This is a genomic window from Selenomonas bovis DSM 23594, assembly GCF_000381005.1.
GTDB lineage: Bacteria > Bacillota > Negativicutes > Selenomonadales > Selenomonadaceae > Selenomonas_C > Selenomonas_C bovis.
The window spans coordinates 1-1,446 of record NZ_KB908450.1 but is presented as its reverse complement, the minus strand read 5'-3'; the positions used below and the strand labels follow the sequence as shown (position 1 = coordinate 1,446).

Sequence of the window (1,446 nt, the reverse complement as noted above, 5' to 3'; positions counted from 1 at the left end):
TTTACGCCTGTTGCCAAGGATTTTTAAGTCCTTGGCAACATTTTTTGCAAACTAAAAGGGGCTGCTACACGTTGTTGATACGTGCAACAGCCCCAAGAAGAAGCTTGGGCGCAGCATCGAAGAACGAGATGAATCCGTTAATGATTGCTAAGAGTTCGGGCATTGGGAGTGCGACCTCGTGCTGGGAAGGCGCAGCAATGATGAGCTAGGTGTTCAAGTTATTATTGCAATTCAGGAAGCACTGGCACGGCGCCAAGCTGCACAGTTGGTTCTCGCATCTTGCCTTTGAGATTCCGGGCACAAAGACAAGCGACGAGTGGTGCGAGCCCGTCACGGACGCCGATTATCCGCAGGATTGACACGATATTTAGAAAGGAGAATGACGCTTGCGGCTGTCTCGTTGTCGTACTACCTCCATATCCTGCGTACGGCCTGCCGAAATTCAGCGATTCAGTTTATCCTTTGAGAATTCACCGTTCACGCGCTGTTTGAGTTCTTCAAGGAAGACGCTGCTGGATTTGGAGAGCAGGCGGTATTTCTTCCAGACGATAACGGCGCTGAGCGTCAGGGCGGGCTCGAGTGGGATGAACTTGAGGTGGCCGGTGTCGAGTTGCAGCAGTTCATCGATGCCGATGGCGTTCGCGATGCCCGTGCGGATGAAGTGCGAGGCGTTGCCGATGAGGTCGAACTTGCCGACGATATCCATCGTTTCAGCGGATACCTTGCCGCCCGACCATTGACTGTAATCGTAGCGGTTGAGCGACTGGCGTGAGGAGACGAGCAGTGGCATTGCGTTCAGGTCGTCGGGCGTGATGCCGTTCTTCTGCGCCCACTTACTGTCATCGCGCGTCACGATGCCGACGCGCATCGTTTCGGGCAGCCGGATGAAGTGATACTGCTCGACGTTGAATGGTTCGATCATCAGCGCAAAGTCGATGAGGCCATGGGCGAGTTTTTCCTCGACGGTGTCGGCATTGCCCGTGAAGAGCTCGACCGTCAGGCGAGGATAGCGGCTGTGCAGCTCCGCAAAGAGATCGGCGAGGAGGTGCATGGCATGTGTCTCGCCTGCGCCGATGCGGATACAGCCCGCAAGGTCAATCGTGTCATTCTTCATCTCGTCTTCTGTCTGGTTGACGAGCGCGAGGATTTCCTCGGCTCGCTGGCGCAGGTGCATGCCGTCCTCGGTCAGGACGGTGCTGCGGCTCGTGCGCGTGAAGAGCTTTTTGCCGAGCTCGTCCTCGAGATCGGCAATCTGCCGCGAGAGCGTCGGCTGCGTCACATGCAGCACATTGGCGGCCTCGGTCATATTCTGTTCCCTGGCCACGGCCAGGAAGTACGATAAGGTGCGCAGTTCCATCAAAGATTCCCCTTTCGTCCGTATGCGATAAAAGTGGGGCTGTTGCACGTATCAACAACGTGTAGCAGCCCCTTTTAGTTTGCAAAAAA

General features: G+C 55.6%; 3 protein-coding genes. 2 read left to right on the top strand and 1 reads right to left on the bottom strand.

The genetic code is table 11. The features are described from left to right. Together F599_RS15945 and F599_RS15300 are read left to right on the top strand one after the other, a co-directional pair. Positions 1–209: hypothetical protein (locus tag F599_RS15945; protein ID WP_211209110.1), on the top strand; the 209-nt coding region annotated here is incomplete at its 5' end. Then, positions 210–359 carry a cupin domain-containing protein gene (locus tag F599_RS15300; protein WP_244869356.1) on the top strand — a complete coding sequence of 50 codons (150 nt, stop codon included), beginning with the start codon at positions 210–212 and terminating at the stop codon, positions 357–359. Positions 360–442: 83 nt separating this feature from the next. On the opposite strand, the gene F599_RS0113250 is transcribed toward F599_RS15300, so the two are convergent. Next, on the bottom strand, positions 443–1,357 hold the full coding sequence (locus F599_RS0113250) for a LysR family transcriptional regulator (protein ID WP_019543970.1): 915 nt from the start codon (positions 1,355–1,357) through the stop codon (positions 443–445). Positions 1,358–1,446: the final 89 nt, after the last annotated feature.